Genomic DNA, 19,722 nt, shown 5'->3' on the forward strand with positions numbered 1-19,722 from the left:
TTTCCCCACCTGCATATTGGTTTGAATCACTTCATTGTGGCCTCTATCCATTGCAGGCCCGCCCGGCTTCTGCAAGAGAGGGATCGGACCGAACCGATAAGCAGCCATGATGACACCTCGCCAAAACACTTTGCGCAATGCTCATGAAACCGGCTTCACGCTGGTGGAACTCATGATTGTACTAGTGATTTTGGGCTTGATGGCATCGATTGTGGTTTTGTCTTTTCCTGACAGTAGCAACGATCTGGAACAGGATGCGCAAATATTTGCAGCCCGAACGGCCGCGCTGCGCGACAATGCGATCTTGCAATCCCGCCCGATGGCGGTGCAGGTCACGCCTTCCGGCTACAGCTTTCTCGAACGGCGCAAAGGTGCTTGGTCGGTGATGGAGGACAAACCCTTTCGGTCCACCGACTGGTCGAGCGGGGTGACCGCCTATGTGAGTGAAACGGGACCGTTGCTGATCAGCTTTGAAAGCACGGGATTACCCAGTGATCGCGCTGAGGTGCGGCTCAACTATGAGGATTTTGCGCGCAATATCATCATTGCACCGATGGGAGATGTCCAACTGGCCGGCGGTGAGGAAGCGCCATGACGGTCTTCAGCAACACCACTGGCGAACGCGGCTTCACGCTGATTGAAATGCTGGTTGCGCTGTCGGTCTTCAGCCTGGCGGCGCTCGCGTTGGTCAGACTGCAGGGTTATACGACGCGCAATACAGCCGAACTGGAATTGCGGGTCGTGGCCCAATCTGTTGTCCGCAACCGAGCGGTGGAAATATTGACTGATCCGCGTCCGCCAAGCCTTGGCGAAAGTAGCGGCGAGGAAAAAAATGGCGGGCTCGGCTGGACATGGACGCAAAGCGCCCGCCTCACCGAAGAGGGTAATTTCATCCAGGTTGATATTACCGCACAGGAAAAGATCAGCGGCGCACCAGCCACTCTGACAATATTGCGGCCGGCGAATATTGTGCTCGATGCACCTGAGCCGGTATCACCTGCCGAAAACTAAACTTACCGGAACACAACCGTACGATTACCGTTTAGTAATATCCGGTGTTCACCAGCCCATTTTACGGCTTTGGCCAGAACCTGTGCCTCAATATCACGGCCAATGCGGATCATCTCTTCGACGCTCGCCCGGTGGTCAACACGTTCCACCGCTTGTTCGATAATCGGCCCTTCATCAAGATCGGCGCTCACAAAATGCGCGGTGGCGCCGATAAGCTTGACCCCGCGCTCATGCGCGCGGTGATAGGGTCTAGCGCCTTTGAAACCGGGCAAAAAGCTGTGATGGATGTTGATGCAGCGACCGGCCAATTTGGTGCTAAGATCGTCGGACAATATCTGCATGTACCGCGCAAGAATAAGATAGTCCGCCTGCTGCTTGCTCATGATATCCAATATCGCCTGTTCCTGCTCCGCCCGATTGTGATTGGTTACGGGGAGATGGTGGAAGGCGACATCATGCCATTCGGTTAGATCCCGCAAGCTGTCATGATTGCTGACCACGCCCGCAATATTGACCGGCAGTCCGCCGGTTTTCCAGCGGTGCAGCAGGTCATTGAGGCAATGGCTGCCTTTTGAGACAGCGATGACGATATTGGGTTTTTCGATGCCGCTGACGAGCGTCCAATCCAGCGCATAGCGTGTGCCGACCGCTGAAAATTTCTCGGTGAGAGTATCGAGGCTGACCGGAAACTTGTCGCCTGCGCCCTTGAACTCGACACGCATGAAAAAACGTTCCAGCTCCAGATCGGCATATTGCTGGCTGTCGAGAATGAAGCCGTCATGCTCTGCGAGAAAGCCGGTCACGGCTGCCACCAGACCAACCCGGTCTTCCGCTGTCAGGGTGAGAATATAGTTTTCCGTCATACGCATATCGCCTCTTCGGCTTCCAATTGGCCGAAACTTGGCATTTTGAAAAGCGGGATTTACCCTTGTGCTGATTTCTGCAGGGATTAGAAGCCTCCAAAAGACATCCGAAGGACAGGACGCAATATGAGTGAAGACGAATCTTGGGATATGGATGATTTGCCGGAAGGCGAGGATTCACAGCTCGAATGGTGGGATTTTGATGACCGCGCGGAAATGATCGACGCGGTTGTTGGTGATATCAAATTCATCATCGAAAGCGCGCTCGACGCCCGCGGTGAAGCTTTGCTGGCGCTTCCGGTCAGCGAAGAAGCCATGCCGGTGCTTGAGGCGCTCGCCGAAAAACAGATTAAATGGAAATATGTCACAATCATTCCGACCGATGATTATCTGGTCCCGGTCGATGATCCGCGCAGCCATGTGAAAGCACTGGCGCAGCTGTTTATGACGCGCGGCGCCCGGGTCCTGCCGATCGCTACAGAGAATGAGGACTATCATCTCGCGGGCGGTGCCGCCGATGCGCGGTTGCAGGATACCAAATGGCCACCGGATTTGATCTGGCTCGGCATGGGCGAAGATGGTAGCACCGCTGGTCTGGTCGAAAGCGCCGACCTCGAAGAGGCGCTGGACGGTCCCAAGGAAAAACGGGCCGCCGGGATCATGCCCGACAATGGCGACACACCGCTGGTGACCATTACCAAGGCCGCCATTTGTGAAGCGCGGACGGTTCTGGTGCTGCTGAACGGTGCGGGATCACAAATGTTTCTGGAACAGGCCATTGGCGAAGGCGCTGGCAGCATGGCTTCCATTGGCCGTGTGTTTGCGGATCTCACGGTGCCTGTGGATATATATGTGGAGAATTAGTGAGTTATTGTCTTTGTCTATGACTCGTGGCTGAGACAATCCATTGATTTAACTGCGCGCTTAAACCATGATGGGGAAAACGCGAATCGCGAAGCTCGAACAGGGCAAAGGCGGTCGCCCCCAAATGGAGAGAAGCCACCAATGCACCCTTATCTGCATGCTCAGGAAAATCCCGATAAGCCAGCGGTCATCATGGCCAGCACCGGAGCCGTTGAAACATATGCTGAGCTTGACAAGGCATCGAACCGCCTGGCGCATCTCTTCCGTAAAGAGGGTCTGCAAATCGGCGATACGGTGGCGGTACTGCTCGACAACCATCCCAAATTCTTTGACTTTGCCTGGGCCGCACAGCGCGCAGGCCTTTATTATGTGGCTATTCCAAGCCGCCTGACCGCCGCCGAAGTATCTTATATTTTGGGTGATAGTGGTGCGTCGCTGTTGATCAGCTCCGATACTAAGCAAGGTGTTGTTGACGAACTTCACAAGCTCAACCCCGATGTGAAACAATTTCTTTATGGTGTTGAGGATAGCCGCGCGATCGAACCAGTACTGGCCGCATTGCCGGAAGGGCCGATTGATGATGAGCGCCATGGCACAGACATGCTTTACAGTTCAGGCACAACGGGTCGGCCCAAGGGTGTGCGGATCCCGTTTCCTGAGGATGAAAATATCGCCGCACCCAATGCGCTGGTGATGATGGCGCAAGGCGCTTTCGGGATTCAACCCGGCTGCACCTATCTATCGCCGGCACCGCTTTACCACGCCGCCCCACTACGATGGTGCATGGCCGTCCACAAGATGGGTGGCACAGTGATCGTGATGGAAAAATTCGATCCCGAACAGGCGTTGGCGCTGATTGAAAAACACAAGGTCGATGCCAGTCAATGGGTGCCGACACATTTCAGCCGGATGCTCAAGCTTCCGGATGAAACAAGGGCGAAATATGATGTATCCAGCCTGACATGTGCCGTTCATGCAGCTGCGCCTTGCCCTATTCCGGTGAAGGAGAAGATGATCGAATGGTGGGGGCCCATAATTCGCGAATATTATGCGGGCTCAGAAGGCAATGGATTTACCTTCATCAACTCGGAAGATTGGTTGGAGCATAAAGGCTCGGTAGGCAAAGCGCTTCTGGGCATTGTGCATATTTGCGATGAGAATGATGACGAAGTTCCCGTCGGTGAAGAAGGGCAGATTTATTTCGAAGGTGGTGCCCCGGTAAAATATCATAATGACCCTGAGAAAACCAAGGCCGCACATAACAAACATGGTTGGACCTCGCTGGGAGATGTTGGGAAAGTCGATGAGGATGGTTTTCTGTATCTCACTGATCGCAAAAGCTTCATGATCATTTCCGGCGGTGTGAACATCTATCCGCAGGAGATTGAAAACCTGCTCGTCACCCACCCGAAAGTAATCGATGCCGCCGTGATCGGCGCGCCCGACGAGGATATGGGGGAGAAGGTGGTCGCCGTGGTTCAGCCGATGGATATGGCTGACGCCAATGATGATTTTGCACAAGAGCTGGAAGTCTATTTGCGGCAGTCACTGTCGGGCGTCAAAGTCCCGCGCCAGATAGATTTTCGTGCCGAATTGCCACGAGTGCCGACCGGCAAACTCTACAAGCGCCTGCTTCGCGACGAATATTGGGGCAAGACCGGCAGCCGGATTGTTTAAGCGGAGGATGATATGAGCGTAGCACCACAAGCACCGGCCCCTGTGGCATCAACGGTGATCGACCCTGTCGCCTATGCGGAATGGGACGGTCTGCTCGATACATTTGACTGGCTGCGTGAAAATATGCCGGTTACGCGGGTGGAGAATGGCGATCTGCATGATCCATTCTGGCTGGTCACCGGCTATGATGATGTCATGCGGATCAGCAAGGATAACAAGACGTTCCTTAACAGTCCGCGCGGCGTGGTATTCGGATTTCGAGAAGGCGAAGAAATAGTGAAGGCCGTGACCGGCGGCAGTCCGCATCTGGTCAATTCGCTGGTCGCGCTGGATGCTCCGATTCATCCCAAATATCGCCGTCTGACCCAGGAATGGTTCATGCCGAAAAATCTTAAGCAGCTCGAAGGGGAGATTGGCGCGCTGGCCAAGACCACCGTTGATCGGTTGGTGGAGGCCGGACCGGAAGCGGATTTTGTCCCGCTGGTCGCGTCGCCTTACCCGCTCCACGTGATCATGCAGATATTGGGCGTGCCGGAGGCGGATGAACAGCGCATGCTGTTCCTGACCCAGCAAATGTTCGGCGGGCAGGACGAGGATCTGAACAAGACCGGCATGGCGAATATGACGGCGGAACAGATCACCCAATTGGTTATTGGAGCGGTCGCCGATTTCGAAACCTATTTTGCCAAAATAACCCAAGAAAAACGGGCCAATCCCACCGACGATGTCGCCAGCGTTATTGCCAATGCCAAGGTTGATGGCGAATATCTTAGCGACCGCGATATGGCGGGCTATTATATCATCGTCGCATCGGCAGGGCATGATACCACATCGGCTTCAACATCGGGTGCGATGATGGCACTGGCCCAGGATCCCGAGCAGTTTGCGCGGCTGAAAGCTGATCGTGAGTTGCTGCCGGGCATTGTCGAAGAAGCCATCCGCTGGACTTCACCGGTGCAGCATTTCATGCGTACGGCGGCCGAAGACGTTGAGGTTGGCGGGGTGTCGGTCAAAAAAGGCGACTGGCTGATGATCAACTATGTCGCGGCCAACCATGATGACCGGGTCTTTGAAAATCCCCGCAAATTTAATGCTGCCCGCTCGCCCAATCGCCATTTGGCATTCGGTGCTGGCGCGCATCAATGTCTCGGCCTGCATATGGCGCGGATGGAAATGAAGATATTGTTCAACGAATTGCTCGACCGAATCGAAACGGTCGAACTGGCTGGAGAACCCAAGCGGGCAAAATCGAGTTTTGTCGGTGGACTGAAAACGTTACCACTTAGATACACGCTTTCGGAATGAAGGATATGGGCGAAATGATGGATATGGGCAAAATGACAGGCGCAGTTAGTCTTGTAATAGTTTAGAAGAAACCAAAATAGAAACGAACGGGCAGAAATTCCAAAAGGAGAGCGACATGATTACCCAGTATAAGAACCTTATCAATGGCCAGATGATCAGCACGGACACGATGCTGGATGTGGTCAATCCCGCCAATGAAGAAGTGATTGGTCAGGTGCCGTCATGCGGCGAGGCAGAGCTGAACGAGGCGGTCGCCGCAGCGCGCGCCGCTTTCCCAGCGTGGAGCAAGAAATCGATCGATGAACGCCGCGCTGTGGTGCAGGCGATTTCCGCCACCATCAAGGAAAATAGTGACGAGCTGTTCCGCCTGCTGACCGCAGAGCAGGGCAAGCCGCATGCGCAGGCACAGGGCGAAATTATCGGCGCGTCAATGATGGCCGGCGCGCAGTCCACACTCGACCTCGATGACGAAATCAACGAAGATAGCGAAGAACGCCTCAGTCGCACCCGGCGGGTTCCGGTTGGTGTGGTTGGCGGCATCGTGCCGTGGAATTTCCCGGTCATGATGGCGGTACAGAAGATCGCGCCTGCGCTTTTGTCGGGTTGCACCATCGTCCTGAAACCATCGCCATTCACACCGCTCACCACATTGCGGCTGGCGGAATTGATTAAGGACGTTGCGCCGGCTGGCGTGGTCAACATTCTGACCGGCGAAGATAGCCTTGGTCCGCTCATTACCGGCCATCCCGATATCGACAAGATCACCTTCACTGGCTCCACCGCGACCGGCAAGAAGATCATGGAAGGCGCTTCCAAGGATCTCAAGCGGATCACTTTGGAGCTGGGCGGCAATGATGCGTCCATCGTTCTGCCTGATGCCAATGTCGAGAAAGTCGCAGAGCAGCTATTCTGGTCAAGCTTCACCAATGCCGGCCAAATCTGTGTCGCGGCGAAGCGCATCTATATCCACGAAGATATTTATGACGAGCTAAGCGCGGCAATTGCTGAATATGCCAAACATGTGAAAGTTGGTGACGGCGCGCAGCAGGGTACAGCGGTCGGACCAATTCAGAACAAGAAGCAATATGATCGGGTTCTGGAGCTGGTGCAGGATGCCAAGGATAATGGCTATAAATTCCTCGTCGGCGGGGACCATGATCCCGATGTGCCGGGCTATTATATGCCAATTACGATCCTCGACAATCCGCCGGAAGATGCGAGGATCGTGGCCGAAGAACAATTTGGTCCGGTCATGCCACTGATGAAATTCAGCACAGAGGAAGAAGCCATCCAACGTGCGAATGATAGCGAATATGGCTTGGCTGGCGCGGTCTGGACCGCTGACCCTGACAAGGGTGTCGAAGTGGCCGAGCAGCTGGAAACCGGCACTGTTTGGGTCAACGAATTCCTGCACCTTTCGCCCTTCGCTCCCTTTGGCGGGCACAAGCAATCCGGCTTTGGTGCGGAATATGGCAAGGAAGGCCTTCTGGAATTCACCTATCCACAGGTGATCACGGTCAAGAAAGATAACGTACCTGCTTAAAAACACAGGTTGCGATTGAAAGAGGCCGGTTATCACTATTGTGATGATCGGCTTTTTCATTTGACGCTAGGGCGACGCAGGTTTAATCGTTCAGTTAAATTTTGGATTCTCGAACAGTTTTAAGGAGCAGGAAGATGGCAGAAGCCTATATTGTAGATGCAGTACGGACCGCAGGTGGTCGCCGTGGCGGCCGGTTGGCGGGTGTACACCCGGTTGATCTCGGCGCGGCAACACTCGACGCAATCGCCGACCGCAATGATTTTGATGCAGCGGCTATCGAGGACGTGATCACCGGCTGCGTGATGCAGGGCGGCGAGCAATCTGGCGATGTTGGCCGCAACAGCGTCTTGGCATCGAAGCTGCCTGACAGTATTCCTTCCGTTTCGATTGACCGTCAGTGCGGGTCATCGCAGCAGTCGATCCAGTTCGCTGCACAGGGTATCATGTCCGGAACGCAGGACATGGTGCTGGCGCATGGTATTGAAAGCATGACGCGCGTGCCAATGGGTTCGACCTTTAAGCTGTTCAAGGACGCAGGCCTGGGCACCAACAAGAGTGAACGGCTTGAAGAAGCCTATCCCGGCGTTCAGTTCAGCCAGTTCATGGGTGCGGAAATGCTGGTGAAAAAACATGGCTTTAACCGAGATGATCTCGACGCCTTTGCGTTGGAGAGCCATCAGAAGGCGATTGCTGCGACGGAATCCGGTGCGTTTGAAAATGAAATCGTCGCCGTGAAAGTGGAAACATCCGAAGGCGAAGAAATGCACAAGGTCGACGAAGGCATTCGCTTCGACGCCAGCATGGAAAGCATCGGCGGCGTAAAGGTCTTGCAAGAAGGCGGCGCGATTACCGCGGCCAATGCCAGTCAGATTTGTGACGGTTCCAGTGCCGTTCTGGTCTGTTCCGAGCAGGCCTTGAAAGACCATGGCCTGACGCCGCGTGCAAAGATCGTCAACCTGACTGTGACCGCCGGTGATCCGGTCATCATGCTCGAGGAGCCGCTGTTCGCGACCGACCGCGCCTTGCAGCGAGCTGGGATGAATATTGGCGATATTGATCTTTATGAGGTCAACGAAGCATTCGCGCCCGTGCCGCTCGCATGGCTGAAGCATACCGGTGCAGACCGCAGCAAGATCAACGTCCATGGCGGTGCGATCGCTCTGGGCCACCCGCTTGGCGCATCTGGCACGAAGCTCATGGCGACCTTGCTCAACGCAATGGAAAATCGCGGTTCCAAATATGGTCTGCAGACGATGTGCGAAGGCGGCGGTCAGGCCAATGTCACGATTATCGAACGTTTGAATTAAGTTTAGAACAGAAAGAAAACTCATGGAACTCAACAACACAATGTCGGCCGTCGTTACGGGCGGTGCCTCTGGTCTCGGCGCAGCGACAGCGCGGCGCTTGGCGGAAAAAGGCGTGAAAGTCGCCTTGTTCGACCTGAACGAAGAAAAGGGCGAGGCGCTGGCTGCTGAACTGGGCGGTGTTTTTTGCAAGGTCAATGTGACCGAGGACGACAGCGTTGACGCCGGCTTTGAAAAGGCGCGCGCGGCCATTGGTCAGGAGCGCATCTTGGTCAATTGCGCCGGTATCGGCAACGCGATCAAGACCGCGAAACGCAGCCGTGAAGATGGCTCGATCAGCCATTTCCCGCTGGATGCGTTTAACTTTGTCATTCAGGTCAATCTGGTCGGCACATTCCGCTGCATCGCCAAATCGGCGGCTGGCATGCTGACGCTTGACCCGCTTGACGACAATGGTGAACGCGGCGCGATGGTCAACACCGCTTCTGTGGCCGCCGAAGATGGCCAAATGGGCCAGGCCGCCTATTCCGCTTCCAAAGGCGGTGTGGTTGGTATGACCTTGCCGATCGCGCGGGATCTGATGGCCGAAGGCATTCGTGTGAACACGATCCTGCCGGGTATTTTTGACACGCCGCTGCTCGCTGGCGCACCGGATAAGGTGCGCGATGCATTGTCTGCATCCGTACCTTTCCCGAAACGCCTGGGTCAGCCGGACGAATATGCAAAGCTCGCCATGTGCATGATCGAAACCGGTTATTTCAACGGTGAAGACGTGCGGCTTGATGGCGCGATCCGTATGGCACCACGGTAATCTCAAAGCCCCTCCCGCTCTGGTGGGAGGGGTTTGATAAAGCAGGATCCTCCCCATGACCTACACCCAGATCAAATATGATGTCGCCGATAATATCGCGACGATCACGATCAACCGTCCGGAAAAAATGAACGCCTTCACCAATACGATGTTGAAGGAAATGTGCGACGCGTTTGATCAGATTGATGTCGATGATGATGTGCGGGCGGTGGTTGTTACGGGATCGGGTGATCGCGCCTTTTGCGCAGGTGCTGACCTGACACCGGAAGGCGGCGGCAAGCCATTTGCCAGCAGTGATCCGGTGGAGGATTATTCCGATCCGCGGGTCCGCGATGGCGGCGGCAAGCTGACCTTGCGTATCTATCAATGTTTGAAACCAGTGATTGCTGCGGTCAATGGCGCAGCGGTCGGGGTTGGCGCTACCTTACAATTGCCGATGGATTTTCGCCTGGCCAGCGAGACGGCTCGCTTTGGATTTGTCTTTGCCCGGCGCGGGATTGCGCCCGATGGTGCGGCGAGCTGGTTCCTGCCCCATATTGTCGGACGGCCGCAAGCGATCGAATGGTGCATGACCGGGCGCGTATTCAATGCGCAGGAAGCGCTCGACGGCGGACTGATCCGCTCGATCCACAAGCCCCATGAATTGCTACCGGCAGCCTATGCCTTGGCACGGGAAATTATCGACAATACCGCGCCGGTTTCGATTGCCCTCACCCGGCAGATGCTGTGGCAAATACCTTGCGCGGATCATCCGATGGAAGCGCACAAGATTGACAGCCGGATCATCTATAATCGCGCAAAATCCGGTGACGCGGCAGAAGGCATTACCAGTTTCCTTGAAAAGCGCGATCCGGTCTATCCGGACAAAGTGTCGACAGATATGCCAGACACCTTCCCTTGGTGGGAAGAACCTGTTTATAAGTAGTCACTTAAGTAACGGCCTGTGAGTAAGGGCCTGCCGAGTGAGGGGAATGAAGATGAGCGGCGACAAACAGGCCGACAAAAACGGGGAAATCGACGGCGCCAGTGCGCGCGGCAAGCTGATCGAAACAGCCAGCCAGATCATGCGCGAAGGCGATACCATCGATATTTCCTTTAGCGAACTTTCCGTGCGTTCCGGTCTGAACAGCGCGCTGGTCAAATATTATTTCGGCAACAAGGATGGCTTGCTCGAAGCGATTCTCGAACGTGACATGACCAAGATTGTCGAGGATGTCGGGCTTTTGATCGCGAAAGATATGCCGCCGGAGGACAAGCTGCGCCACCATATTGGCGCGGTGATCGATACCTACTACCAATATCCCTATATCCACCGCCTGACCATGCGCCTGATCCGCGATCTGCCGCCAGAGGGCGCGCGTGATATTGCCGAGAAATATCTCAAGCCCCTGTCCGAGGCCTATAGCATTTTCGTCGGTGACGGCATCAAGACCGGCGTTTTCCGCGATCTGGACCCGCAGCTGTTTTATTCCGCGGTGACGGGCGCAGCAGACCGGTTTTTCACCGGCAAACTGGTGTGGAAATATTGCTATGGCCGCGATGATTTCCATGAGAAGATGCGCGATGCCTATCGCGAGCAGACAGTCGACCTGATCATGGCCGGGATTTTGGCGCGATAGGAGCTATGGCCTCGGTTTAATGGTCGCGGCATTGCTGGAAAGTGATTTGGTCAATCGGCTGTTGCTGAAAAGCTGCTTGCCTTATTGATCAAATTGGCGAAAACTCAGTGGATGTCAGGGGAATTTGAAGCAGCAGGAACAGCTATTGAAGGTGCCTTGATTGCGAAAGCGGTTGAGAGCGAGAGTGGCGATGCGACTGGAGGTAATTCCGGCAAGTGCCTGAATTGCGAAGCGCCGGTTACTGGCAATTATTGCAACAATTGCGGACAGCCGCTGCATATTCACCGTTCGATCGGTGCGTTTTGGCATGATATCTTGCATGGGGTCCTACATTTCGAAGGGAAATTCTGGCGAACCCTGCCGCTCTTGGTCTGGAAACCGGGAGACTTGACTCGGCGTTATATTCACGGTCAGCGTGCTCGGTTTATCTCTCCCATGGCGTTGTTTTTGTTTTCCGTGTTCATGATGTTCGCGGTCTTTTCCTTCCTTGGCGGTCCTTTTTCGGGAGGTAGTGCGGTCGAGACCGACGAAGACGTCAACATGGGCGTTGTGATGCAAACTGCCGATATCGAAAGACAGATTGCAGAGAAGGAGACCCAGCTGGAGGCGGGCGACACCGTAGATCAGACGAAATTGCGTCAGGAAATCCTAGATCTGAAGAAAGGCCGAAATCTCTTGGCGACGATGACCGGCGAAAAAAACGCCCTATCCTGAGGTCAAGTTGGGCGACGGTGATGTTAAGCTGGGCAATTTCACTGAGGAAGATCTCGACCAATTGCAAACCGGGCTGGAAGATATTCAAGAGGGTAACGTGCTGAACGACGATAGCAGCGTGACCACGGGATCAAAGGAACTCGACAAGACGATCATGGACGGGTTCAGGAAAGTGAACGAAAATCCGGACCTGTTACTCTACAAACTTAAGGCCAATGGCTATAAATTTGCATGGTTGTTGATCCCGATCTCGCTGCCATTCGTTTGGCTGACTCTCATCGGTCGTCGTGGTTATCATTTTTATGATCACGCCGTTTTTACGACCTATTCGATCAGCTTCATGTCGTTGCTGTTTATAACTTGTGCAGCGCTGGCGGCACTCGGTGTGTCGCAAGAAATATGGGTTATTTTGCTTATGTTCTATCCGCCATTTCACATGTACCGACAGTTGCGGCATGCCTATAAGCTCTCCAGGATCGAAGCGCTGCTTAGACTTTCTGCCTTGCTTGTCTTCACTGTCATCAGCATGACATTGTTTTTCGCCATTCTGTTTGCAGTTGGGATTCTGGGATAAATTATGACAATAAAAATTGATCGTCGCCAGTTAATGGCTCTGGGCACATTTGGCCTCGGTGCAATGTCTGCACCTGCATATGCTGCTATGGCCAAGGCGCGTGGATTTACTCATGGTGTGGCAAGTGGCGAGCCGTCGCAAAACTCGGTATTGCTGTGGACCCGTTTTGTTGGCGGAGGCGACAGCAAGCTGACCGTTGAAATGGCGCAAAACGTTGATTTCTCTGGTGCGAAAATGGTTGGCGAAGTGACGGCGTCTGCGAGCCGGGATCATATTGCAAAATATGTCGTTTCGGATCTGGTGCCGGGTCAATGGTATTTCTATCGCTTTGTTGCGCCTGATGGGTCTAAATCGATGGCCGGTCGCACCCGGACGTTGCCACAGGGACCGACCCAGAAATTCAACCTAGGCGTATTTGGCTGCTCCAATCTGCCATTCGGCTATTTCAACGCTTATGCCCATGCCGCTCAGCGCAGCGATCTCGATATGGTGATGCATAGCGGTGATTATCTTTATGAGTATCCGGTCGGCACTTATCCCTCCGAAAAGCAAATGCTCGAAGGTCGAGTGATTGATCCGGGGCATGAGATTGTTCAGTTGGCGGATTACCGCCTGCGCTACGCCGCCTATCGCAGCGACCCCGATTTGCAGCGTATCCATCAGCTTTATCCGATGGTCGCCATGTGGGACGATCATGAATTCACCAATGATGCCCATATGAGCGGCGCGCAAAACCACCAGCCCAAGACGGAAGGCGACTGGGAAGTGCGCAAGCGTATCGCTGAACAGGTTTATCGAGAATGGATGCCGGTGCGTGACCGTGATGAGGGCGGACCTCTCTGGAGCGAGTACCAGATTGGCGATCTTGCGACCTTGTTCATGACAGAAAGCCGGATTGGCGGGCGTAGTGAACCGGCAGATTTGGCAGCTGCTTTGCAGGGGCAGGAGAATATCCAGACGGCTCTCGAGACATTTCGCGACACCACCTGGCAAGATTCCGAACGGCAGATGCTGGGCGCCGTGCAAGAGGCGTGGCTCGCCGAAGCAATGCGCAAATCGCGGGCATCCGGCACCAAGTGGCAGGTTTGGGGTCAACAATGCGTGATGGGCGAATTGCGCCTGCCGCAGGAGGCGGTGAACTGGCTTGCTGATGATGCGCCGGCTTTCGCGAAAGCACGGGTGGCGGTTGGCGCACTTGCATCCAAAGTTGGCCTGCCGATTAATCTCGACAGTTGGGATGGTTATCCCAAAGCGCGGGAACGCGCGTTGATGGGTGCGCAGGAGGCTGATGCTGATCTGATCGTATTGTCGGGTGACAGTCACAATGGCTGGGCGTTTAATCTGGAAACCAGCGGCGGTGCTGCCGGTGTTGAATTTGGCGGCCATAGCGTGACCTCACCCGGACTTGAATCCTATCTTTCCGGGGCTGACCCGGTGACAGCAGCACGTGCGGTTCGCGAAACTAATGATCAACTGCAATGGTGTGACACATCCAATCGCGGATATATGACCGTTTCGCTGACGTCGGAAAAAGCGACTTCTACCTGGCATTTCCTTGATACCATCCGGGCCAAATCTACCACGATGAAGGGCAGCGAAAGCCGCTCCGTTATGCGGGGGCAGCGGAGTTTGGCGGTCTAGGTGCGGCTGAACAACAATTTGTCCTGACCCCCTCGACATTCCTATCAAAGTTGCGCAAAGCAGCGGCTGCGTAAAATGAAACACCGGAATTAGAGAAACCATGTCTGAAGAATTCTACCGCATCAAACGTCTGCCGCCTTATGTGTTCGCTGAAGTGAACGCGATGAAGGCGGAAGCGCGCGCCCGCGGTGAGGATATTATCGACCTCGGCATGGGCAATCCTGATGGTGCGCCAGCGCAACATGTAATCGACAAGCTGTGCGATACGGCCAACGATCCGACCGCGCACCGCTATAGCGCATCGAAAGGCATCAAGGGTCTGCGCCTGGCGCAGTCCAACTATTACAAGCGCCGCTTTGATGTGGACCTGGATCCGGAGAGCGAAGTGATCGTGACTCTGGGTTCCAAGGAGGGCCTTGCCAATCTGGCGCAGGCGATCACGGCTCCTGGTGATGTGGTGCTCGCGCCCAACCCCTCTTATCCGATTCACACTTTCGGTTTCATCATTGCTGGGGCAGCGATTCGTTCTATTCCGGCAGCACCCGGTCCGGATTTCTTCACCCGGCTCGAATATGCGATGAGCTACAGCGTGCCGAAACCATCAGTGCTGGTGATGGGCTATCCGTCCAACCCGACCGCCTATGTCGCCGATCTCGACTTCTATCAGAAGGTTGTCGATTTTGCGCGTGAGCATAAGCTGTGGGTGATCAGTGATCTTGCCTATGCTGAAATCTACTATGGCGATGTGCCAACACCATCCATGTTGCAGATTGATGGCGCGAAGGATTGTGTGGTTGAATTTACCAGCATGTCCAAAACCTATTCGATGCCTGGTTGGCGCATGGGTTTTGCGGTTGGCAATCAAAAGCTGATCGGTGCGCTGACAAGGGTCAAATCCTATCTCGACTATGGTGCCTTTACACCGATACAGGTTGCGGCCACCGCAGCGCTCAACGGCCCGCAAGACATTATTGATGAAAACCGTGCGTTATATAAAAAGCGCCGCGACGTGATGGTCGAAAGCTTTGGCCGCGCCGGCTGGGACATTCCGCCACCAGAAGCCAGCATGTTCGCCTGGGCGCCGGTCCCGGAGCAGTTTCGCGAACTCGGCTCGATGGAATTTGCCAAACGGCTGCTCGCCGAAGCGGGTGTTGCCGTGGCACCTGGTACCGGCTTTGGCGACGAAGGTGAGGGCTATGTTCGTCTGGCGCTAGTCGAAAACGAACAGCGCATCCGGCAAGCGGCGCGGAATATGAAGAAGTTTCTCAGCCAGGGGTGATTTGCTTCAGGTTAGAAGCGGGCGCGCTCACGATATGACAGTCAATCGTTCAGCACGTTAATTGCGGCATGGACCCGGTCACGAATATCATCGCGATCGAGCCCTGGCTCAATCTCGTCCTGCACAGCATAAGTTATCACGCCGCTTTTTTGCACGAATGTATCGCGCGGTGAAATGATGCCGCTGTCGAGCGCTACCGGTACCAAAGGCAGTCCCATCAGTTTGTAGATACCGGCAAAGCCCGTTTGCAATTCCGGTCGCTCACCGTGGTGAGCACGGCTTCCTTCTGCAAAAATGACAATCGGGCGACCTTCGGCAACCGCTTTTTTGGCTTGCTTGATAATCTGGCGCATCGCCGCGCCTCCGCCGTTCCGATCTATGCCCAACAGTCCGTGTTTTTTGGCGATCCAGCCCCAGAGCGGGATGACGAGCAGTTCCTTTTTGGCGATCACCACCGGCTTGTCAAAAATACGTAGCAGATCAATCGTTTCAAACATGCTTTCATGTTTAAAAACGTAAAGCAGGGGTTCGTTGCGAATTTCGCCCTTTATCTCGACCCGGATACCGAGAATGATCCGGGCGCATAGATAATGATAACGGCTCCATAGCTGAGCCATATAATGTGTGCCGGGCACCGAGAACAGCGCAACGATAAACGATAAAATGATGATCGGTGTTGATCCGCCATAGAATAACGGGATGAACAGGAGTGATCGGACTTTTGCCAACATATCTAGATACCTGCCAAGGCCGCCGTGCGGCGCATCAGGAATTTATTATACTCTTTGAATAAAGTGCCCAGGGACGGTGCGGTCGCAACTGCATCGGATATGATTGCAATATCCGATGGTACGGCGCGTTCCAGTTCCAGCCGTGCCCGCCGCATATGCCAGTCAGACGTCACCAGCCGGATCGATGTGTCTTTCCGTCCTGCGGCCCAGCGTGCAGTTTCCAAAGCATTTGAACGCGTGTCCACCGCTTGAAAACCCAAATCAATACAACAGTTAAACAGTGTCTCGTCACGATTATAAGCCGCCGCCAGTTCCCCCGGTTTCACATCCCGGTCCACACCGGATATCAACAGATTTTTCGCTTTATTTGCCTCTAGCAGTTGCAAAGCATGCTCAATACGCTGCGGGCCGCCTGTCAGGACCACAATGGAATCCGTCTGCACATCATCCGCCGCAGTACGTGGCAAATCTATTGCAAACCAGGCGAACCCGATCATCCAGAAAAGCAGCAGAAAACAGAAGAAACGTAAGATCATGAAAGGTGACTACAATATTTTCTTGAGCGCGCCCATGACCGTCATTCGCGCAGTCACCATCGCAAGGATCATTCCCAATATCGGAATGGCCCCGATAATCAACCAGCTATACCAGGAGAGGTCTAGCGATTGCACCAATCCCGAACCAAGAGCGGAAAGCTGCATGCCCAGCAGGAGGATGATTGCGGCGCCGCAGATCAAGCCCAGTACCCCTCCCAACAACGCATCGAGCGCGATCCGCCTTTGAAACAGGCGGCTGATCTGCCGATCGGTCCCGCCGAGCAGATGAATGACGCCGATCGTTTCCTTATGTGTATTGAGCGCGGCCCGGGCGGAGATGATCACTGCTGCAGCAGTCGCGATTGCAAGCAATATCACCAGACCAAAAGCAATCCATTGCAGCGACCGGACCAAGGCGATCACTGGCGCTATCAGGGCGCTGCTGGGTTCAATGCGGGCACTGGCGGCTAATGGTCTGATACCGGTGCGCAGAGCTTCAAGCTCTTTCTCACCAATGGGCTGCGCCAATTTCAAGTCGATAAGAGCCGGCAGAGGAATATCTTCCAGCAGGCCACCGGTGTCCTGTCCTCCGTCTGCGGACTGACCCAGCCATGGCGCGATCAGGTCTTCAATTTCCTGGGCGGGCAGGACTCGTACCTCTTCTACCAGTTCCATGCCGCGCAAGCGGGCCGCCGCGTCACTGGTCTGTTGGGCTTTTAGATCGGGATTGGCTTCGATAATTTGAACCGTGGCGCGACTGGAGAGTTGATCCGACACATTTTGTCCGGCTTCGGTAAAGGCAAGACCTATGGCGGTCGCCAGCACCATTAAAAAAATCATGATAGCAATGACCCAGGGCATCGGCCCTGACAGGCGCCCTTCGGGTATCAGTCGGCGGTCATGGCCGGGAATGACAAACAGACTGAGCATCAGACCGCTACCTATGCTCTGTCACGCGGCAAGGGGGGATTGCGCAAAGAACCGGTTGGATCAGATAGTCCACCCTTTTCGAGCTTCATCATTTGCGCACCGGGCACTTTGCTGAGCAAATGAATGTCATGGGTGGCGACGACGATTGTAGTGCCCAGGGTATTAAGCGCCTCGAACAGCTGCAGCAAACGTATCGCCATTTCCGGGTCGACATTTCCGGTCGGTTCATCCGCCACCAATATTTCCGGACGACCAATCACAGCACGGGCAATGGCAACGCGTTGTTGCTCTCCGCCCGATAAGGTCGCCGGTCTGGCCTCGGCGCGGTCGCCAAGACCAACCCAGTCGAGCATCTCGGCCACCGGTGTTGTCAAATCTTTTTCTTTCACGCCCGCGACGCGCAGCGGCAGCGCGATATTGTCAAAAGCCGAGAGATGCGGCACCAACCTGAAATCCTGAAACACCACGCCAATGCGCCTTCTGAAACCAGGCAAGCGTTCTCTCGGCATGGTAACGGCATCTTCGCCGAACAGCCGGATCAGACCGCGACTGGGCCGCTGAGCCAGATAGAGTAGTTTCAGAAGCGAGGTCTTGCCCGCGCCTGATGCGCCCGTCAGGAAATAAAAACTGCCGGGATACAGCGTAAATGTAAGGTCAGATAGCGTTTCAATGCCAGCACCATAGCGCAGGCCAACATTTTCAAATTGAACAATTTCATTCATCTGGATTTTCAAATCGCTTGATCAGGTTGGGACGCTATACAACTGACCGCATCAATAGGACGTTACGTCCTCTGAAATCAACTGCTGCGTGCCCGTCCGCTCGCGGGATGGACGTGAAAACGTTGAAAAAAAGGCACTTGTCTCAAAAGCATGAACCGCAGACTTGCAGTTTCATGGAATGGCGTGTTTAGAAGAATGTCATGATATTGAATTGCCCGGCCTGCAAGACACGTTATCTCGTCCCCGACAGTGCAATCGGCCCTACCGGCCGGTCCGTGCGCTGTGCATCATGCCGCCATAACTGGTTTCAGGAGCCAGCTCCGCCAGAACCTGCCAAAACGGTGGAACAAGCAGGGCAACCGACCTCGGGCACACCGTCCCCGCCGCCAACAAATCGGCCGGATCCGGAACCGGATGGTGCGGCAATGGCGGCAGCGCCACCAGCAGCATCCGCATCAGCGGTTACGCCGCCTTTTGTATCCGAAACCAGCAGCTTTGCCCACGAGCCGCCATTTAAGCCGCGCCGGAATCCTGCGAAGCTATGGACCATTGCCGCGATTGCTTTTGCCAGCCTGATCATCTTGATTGGCGGTGCGCTCTATGCGTTCGGTACGCCAAACTGGTTACAGAGCTATCAGATGGCATCGGTTGATGACACGCCGTTGCTGATTGAACTCAGCCAGAAACAGGATCGCCGGACCTTGCCGGATGGCACTGAATATTTTGCGGCGAGCGGGACCATAATCAACCCGACCGATAGCGAGCAATCCGTGCCGCCAATGCTGGTGATCCTGAGGGATGCCAGCGGCAGGATTGTCTATAGCTGGAAGATGAAGGCACCCACAAAAGAGCTGGCCCCCGGCGCGCGAGTCAACTTCAATGAAGCCAAGCTCGACGTACCCCGTGCTGCAAGTCAGTTAGAGGTCGGTTGGGCTGATATAACACGCCAATAGCTGCTATTTCTATCCTGCCATTAGTGGAATTCGGTGAGCCGCACATTTTGGCGACCATCCCGCATGATCATTCCGCGTGTTCGAACCAGAGGTGCTTGTGTCTTATTGAAGCGCGGTGACGAGCCGTATGATGTGATTCCCGAATCAAGACGGACGGTTTCCCCGCTAACAATATGCGCAGAAACACGAACCTGTACCCGCGCACCTGATTGTGCGGCCTGCTCAGCCATGACGGGCGTGCTTGCCGTCCCGGTCAGGATCATCATTAAGAGGCACCGAATAATGCGCATAAATACAGAAAAGCCCACTAAACCGGTAGCTGACAAGGTAAATAAAAGGTTAACGGACAGATTATCCGGTCTCTTCACCTATAAAACGGACGAAGCGAGCCAAACTGTGTGAGATGGGGACATGTTTCGCGGTCGCGTTAACAGCGGGCTGGGTAAGGTCCAGGCAAATCACAATATCTGTTGCGAGCCTATCCACCCTTTGCTAAGGGCACGCGCCTACCAAGGGCTTATGGCCTGGTTCGGATGACAGTGCGGTCGTGGCGGAATTGGTAGACGCGCAGCGTTGAGGTCGCTGTGGGATTAATCTCCCGTGGAAGTTCGAGTCTTCTCGACCGCACCAGTTTCTTTATAAAGC

The 19,722-nt window shown here is 54.7% G+C and carries 21 protein-coding genes and 1 tRNA gene; 16 read left to right on the top strand and 6 right to left on the bottom strand.

All coding sequences use genetic code 11. The features are described from left to right. Positions 1 to 106 precede the first annotated feature (106 nt). Positions 107 to 595, top strand: a complete 489-nt coding sequence (gene gspH, locus AC6I9Z_RS03735; RefSeq protein WP_461458760.1) for a type II secretion system minor pseudopilin GspH — start codon at positions 107 to 109, stop codon at positions 593 to 595. After that, positions 592 to 1,011: a type II secretion system minor pseudopilin GspI gene (gene gspI, locus AC6I9Z_RS03740; RefSeq protein WP_461458758.1), complete on the top strand. Its 420-nt coding sequence runs from the start codon at positions 592 to 594 to the stop codon at positions 1,009 to 1,011. Before gspH ends, gspI begins: the two co-directional genes overlap by 4 nt. Before the next feature lie 2 nt (positions 1,012 to 1,013). Here gspI and purU read toward each other — a convergent pair whose 3' ends face one another. Continuing rightward, positions 1,014 to 1,880 (bottom strand): formyltetrahydrofolate deformylase, encoded by an 867-nt coding sequence (purU, locus tag AC6I9Z_RS03745; protein WP_497811213.1) that lies wholly within the window; start codon positions 1,878 to 1,880, stop codon positions 1,014 to 1,016. 120 nt (positions 1,881 to 2,000) lie between these two features. Between purU and AC6I9Z_RS03750 the strand changes: the two genes are divergently transcribed. From AC6I9Z_RS03750 to AC6I9Z_RS03805, 12 genes are all read left to right on the top strand, one after another. After that, positions 2,001 to 2,738, top strand: coding sequence for a 6-phosphogluconolactonase (locus tag AC6I9Z_RS03750; RefSeq protein WP_254054298.1), 738 nt, complete (start codon positions 2,001 to 2,003; stop codon positions 2,736 to 2,738). Positions 2,739 to 2,879: 141 nt separating this feature from the next. Then, positions 2,880 to 4,415, top strand: coding sequence for an acyl-CoA synthetase (locus tag AC6I9Z_RS03755; RefSeq protein WP_461458755.1), 1,536 nt, complete (start codon positions 2,880 to 2,882; stop codon positions 4,413 to 4,415). Between the two features lie 12 nt (positions 4,416 to 4,427). Further along, entirely contained in the window at positions 4,428 to 5,720 is a 1,293-nt protein-coding gene (locus AC6I9Z_RS03760; protein ID WP_461458753.1) for a cytochrome P450, read from the top strand. Between the two features lie 115 nt (positions 5,721 to 5,835). Then, the gene (locus AC6I9Z_RS03765) at positions 5,836 to 7,263 is read left to right on the top strand and encodes an aldehyde dehydrogenase family protein (RefSeq protein WP_109355809.1); all 1,428 of its coding nucleotides are present in this window, start codon (positions 5,836 to 5,838) and stop codon (positions 7,261 to 7,263) included. Positions 7,264 to 7,397: 134 nt separating this feature from the next. Further along, positions 7,398 to 8,570: an acetyl-CoA C-acetyltransferase gene (locus tag AC6I9Z_RS03770; protein WP_461458751.1), complete on the top strand. Its 1,173-nt coding sequence runs from the start codon at positions 7,398 to 7,400 to the stop codon at positions 8,568 to 8,570. A gap of 22 nt (positions 8,571 to 8,592) precedes the next feature. Continuing rightward, the gene (locus tag AC6I9Z_RS03775; RefSeq protein WP_207986412.1) at positions 8,593 to 9,378 is read left to right on the top strand and encodes an SDR family NAD(P)-dependent oxidoreductase; all 786 of its coding nucleotides are present in this window, start codon (positions 8,593 to 8,595) and stop codon (positions 9,376 to 9,378) included. Between the two features lie 55 nt (positions 9,379 to 9,433). Then, positions 9,434 to 10,303: a crotonase/enoyl-CoA hydratase family protein gene (locus AC6I9Z_RS03780; protein WP_461458749.1), complete on the top strand. Its 870-nt coding sequence runs from the start codon at positions 9,434 to 9,436 to the stop codon at positions 10,301 to 10,303. 52 nt (positions 10,304 to 10,355) lie between these two features. Continuing rightward, the gene (locus AC6I9Z_RS03785) at positions 10,356 to 10,997 is read left to right on the top strand and encodes a TetR family transcriptional regulator (RefSeq protein ID WP_461458747.1); all 642 of its coding nucleotides are present in this window, start codon (positions 10,356 to 10,358) and stop codon (positions 10,995 to 10,997) included. A gap of 111 nt (positions 10,998 to 11,108) precedes the next feature. Further along, positions 11,109 to 11,711 (top strand): DUF3667 domain-containing protein, encoded by a 603-nt coding sequence (locus tag AC6I9Z_RS03790; RefSeq protein WP_497811216.1) that lies wholly within the window; start codon positions 11,109 to 11,111, stop codon positions 11,709 to 11,711. 7 nt (positions 11,712 to 11,718) lie between these two features. After that, positions 11,719 to 12,285 (top strand): hypothetical protein, encoded by a 567-nt coding sequence (locus AC6I9Z_RS03795; protein ID WP_497811217.1) that lies wholly within the window; start codon positions 11,719 to 11,721, stop codon positions 12,283 to 12,285. 3 nt (positions 12,286 to 12,288) lie between these two features. After that, positions 12,289 to 13,926, top strand: a complete 1,638-nt coding sequence (locus AC6I9Z_RS03800; protein ID WP_461458743.1) for an alkaline phosphatase D family protein — start codon at positions 12,289 to 12,291, stop codon at positions 13,924 to 13,926. Positions 13,927 to 14,026: 100 nt separating this feature from the next. Then, on the top strand, positions 14,027 to 15,205 hold the full coding sequence (locus AC6I9Z_RS03805) for an LL-diaminopimelate aminotransferase (protein WP_109355802.1): 1,179 nt from the start codon (positions 14,027 to 14,029) through the stop codon (positions 15,203 to 15,205). A 41-nt stretch (positions 15,206 to 15,246) separates the two neighbouring features. Here AC6I9Z_RS03805 and AC6I9Z_RS03810 read toward each other — a convergent pair whose 3' ends face one another. Genes AC6I9Z_RS03810 through ftsE form a run of 4 tightly spaced genes read right to left on the bottom strand, consistent with a single transcriptional unit; the run spans position 15,247 to position 18,124 of the window. Next, entirely contained in the window at positions 15,247 to 15,936 is a 690-nt protein-coding gene (locus AC6I9Z_RS03810) for a lysophospholipid acyltransferase family protein (RefSeq protein WP_461458741.1), read from the bottom strand. A gap of 2 nt (positions 15,937 to 15,938) precedes the next feature. After that, entirely contained in the window at positions 15,939 to 16,472 is a 534-nt protein-coding gene (locus AC6I9Z_RS03815; RefSeq protein ID WP_461458739.1) for a YdcF family protein, read from the bottom strand. 9 nt (positions 16,473 to 16,481) lie between these two features. Further along, positions 16,482 to 17,402, bottom strand: coding sequence for a cell division protein FtsX (locus AC6I9Z_RS03820; protein WP_461458737.1), 921 nt, complete (start codon positions 17,400 to 17,402; stop codon positions 16,482 to 16,484). An 11-nt stretch (positions 17,403 to 17,413) separates the two neighbouring features. Further along, on the bottom strand, positions 17,414 to 18,124 hold the full coding sequence (ftsE, locus tag AC6I9Z_RS03825) for a cell division ATP-binding protein FtsE (protein WP_461458735.1): 711 nt from the start codon (positions 18,122 to 18,124) through the stop codon (positions 17,414 to 17,416). 200 nt (positions 18,125 to 18,324) lie between these two features. Between ftsE and AC6I9Z_RS03830 the strand changes: the two genes are divergently transcribed. After that, the gene (locus AC6I9Z_RS03830; protein ID WP_461458733.1) at positions 18,325 to 19,077 is read left to right on the top strand and encodes a zinc-ribbon domain-containing protein; all 753 of its coding nucleotides are present in this window, start codon (positions 18,325 to 18,327) and stop codon (positions 19,075 to 19,077) included. Positions 19,078 to 19,097: 20 nt separating this feature from the next. On the opposite strand, the gene AC6I9Z_RS03835 is transcribed toward AC6I9Z_RS03830, so the two are convergent. Further along, positions 19,098 to 19,343 carry a hypothetical protein gene (locus AC6I9Z_RS03835; protein WP_461458731.1) on the bottom strand — a complete coding sequence of 82 codons (246 nt, stop codon included), beginning with the start codon at positions 19,341 to 19,343 and terminating at the stop codon, positions 19,098 to 19,100. Positions 19,344 to 19,618: 275 nt separating this feature from the next. On the opposite strand from AC6I9Z_RS03835, the gene AC6I9Z_RS03840 reads away from it, so the two are divergent. Next, positions 19,619 to 19,707 (top strand) — tRNA-Leu (locus AC6I9Z_RS03840). The last annotated feature ends 15 nt before the right edge of the window (positions 19,708 to 19,722 follow it).

The sequence above is a fragment of the Parasphingorhabdus sp. genome (assembly GCF_059726685.1).

Excerpts from the sequence above, each read along its gene's own strand:
- gspH (WP_461458760.1), top strand. The coding sequence starts at position 107 with ATGATGACACCTCGCCAAAACACTTTGCGCAATGCTCATGAAACCGGC.
- gspI (WP_461458758.1), top strand. The coding sequence starts at position 592 with ATGACGGTCTTCAGCAACACCACTGGCGAACGCGGCTTCACGCTGATT.
- purU (WP_497811213.1), bottom strand. The coding sequence starts at position 1,880 with ATGCGTATGACGGAAAACTATATTCTCACCCTGACAGCGGAAGACCGG.
- AC6I9Z_RS03750 (WP_254054298.1), top strand. The coding sequence starts at position 2,001 with ATGAGTGAAGACGAATCTTGGGATATGGATGATTTGCCGGAAGGCGAG.
- AC6I9Z_RS03755 (WP_461458755.1), top strand. The coding sequence starts at position 2,880 with ATGCACCCTTATCTGCATGCTCAGGAAAATCCCGATAAGCCAGCGGTC.
- AC6I9Z_RS03760 (WP_461458753.1), top strand. The coding sequence starts at position 4,428 with ATGAGCGTAGCACCACAAGCACCGGCCCCTGTGGCATCAACGGTGATC.
- AC6I9Z_RS03765 (WP_109355809.1), top strand. The coding sequence starts at position 5,836 with ATGATTACCCAGTATAAGAACCTTATCAATGGCCAGATGATCAGCACG.
- AC6I9Z_RS03770 (WP_461458751.1), top strand. The coding sequence starts at position 7,398 with ATGGCAGAAGCCTATATTGTAGATGCAGTACGGACCGCAGGTGGTCGC.
- AC6I9Z_RS03775 (WP_207986412.1), top strand. The coding sequence starts at position 8,593 with ATGGAACTCAACAACACAATGTCGGCCGTCGTTACGGGCGGTGCCTCT.
- AC6I9Z_RS03780 (WP_461458749.1), top strand. The coding sequence starts at position 9,434 with ATGACCTACACCCAGATCAAATATGATGTCGCCGATAATATCGCGACG.
- AC6I9Z_RS03785 (WP_461458747.1), top strand. The coding sequence starts at position 10,356 with ATGAGCGGCGACAAACAGGCCGACAAAAACGGGGAAATCGACGGCGCC.
- AC6I9Z_RS03790 (WP_497811216.1), top strand. The coding sequence starts at position 11,109 with ATGTCAGGGGAATTTGAAGCAGCAGGAACAGCTATTGAAGGTGCCTTG.
- AC6I9Z_RS03800 (WP_461458743.1), top strand. The coding sequence starts at position 12,289 with ATGACAATAAAAATTGATCGTCGCCAGTTAATGGCTCTGGGCACATTT.
- AC6I9Z_RS03805 (WP_109355802.1), top strand. The coding sequence starts at position 14,027 with ATGTCTGAAGAATTCTACCGCATCAAACGTCTGCCGCCTTATGTGTTC.
- AC6I9Z_RS03810 (WP_461458741.1), bottom strand. The coding sequence starts at position 15,936 with ATGTTGGCAAAAGTCCGATCACTCCTGTTCATCCCGTTATTCTATGGC.
- AC6I9Z_RS03815 (WP_461458739.1), bottom strand. The coding sequence starts at position 16,472 with ATGATCTTACGTTTCTTCTGTTTTCTGCTGCTTTTCTGGATGATCGGG.
- AC6I9Z_RS03820 (WP_461458737.1), bottom strand. The coding sequence starts at position 17,402 with ATGCTCAGTCTGTTTGTCATTCCCGGCCATGACCGCCGACTGATACCC.
- ftsE (WP_461458735.1), bottom strand. The coding sequence starts at position 18,124 with ATGAATGAAATTGTTCAATTTGAAAATGTTGGCCTGCGCTATGGTGCT.
- AC6I9Z_RS03830 (WP_461458733.1), top strand. The coding sequence starts at position 18,325 with ATGATATTGAATTGCCCGGCCTGCAAGACACGTTATCTCGTCCCCGAC.
- AC6I9Z_RS03835 (WP_461458731.1), bottom strand. The coding sequence starts at position 19,343 with ATGATGATCCTGACCGGGACGGCAAGCACGCCCGTCATGGCTGAGCAG.